The sequence below is a fragment of the Variovorax sp. P4_B11 genome (assembly GCF_056402355.1).
Genome location: NZ_JBFUHO010000173.1, coordinates 1 through 574, shown reverse-complemented (window position 1 = coordinate 574; position 574 = coordinate 1). Strand labels below are relative to the sequence as shown.

Here is a 574-nt window from a genome sequence, read left to right as displayed (position 1 = left end):
ACCGCTCATGCCTGGCATGCGAACGTCGCTCACGACGCACGCGACACCTGCGCACAGTTTTCGGTCGAGGAACGCATGCGCGTTCGCGAACGCTCGCACGTCGTAGCCCGCACCCTCCAATTGACGCTCGATCGCTCGTCGCATCGCCTCGTCATCGTCGATGACGAAGACGGTGCCAGTTGCCCTCGCCGGCGGCTTCACCATCGGAAAGGGCGTGATCACCAGGGGTTGCGGCGAGGGCAGCTCGATGCGGAACGTCGAACCCTGTACCGGGTCGGACCGCACGCAAAGTGTTCCGCCATGACTGGCCACGATGGTCTGGCTGATCGAGAGGCCGAGACCCATTCCGCCTGGCTTGGTCGTGAAGAAGGGCTGGAAGAGCCGGGCCATCGTCGGCTCGTCTATCCCGGAGCCGCAGTCGGTCACTTCGACGCTGACGCCAGTCTCCGATGGCCGGGCGCACACCGCCACCTTGCGCGCACTGGGATCACAAGCCGACACAGCGTCGAAGGCATTCAGCAGCAAATTGAGAAGCACCTGTTGCAATTGCACCCGATCGCCCACGATGTTCAGG

General features: G+C 63.8%; 1 protein-coding gene. It reads right to left on the bottom strand.

Annotated elements, in window-relative coordinates:
• The coding region (locus AC1DYD_RS41490) for an ATP-binding protein (protein WP_478178509.1) at positions 1–574 on the bottom strand (574 nt) is incomplete at both ends.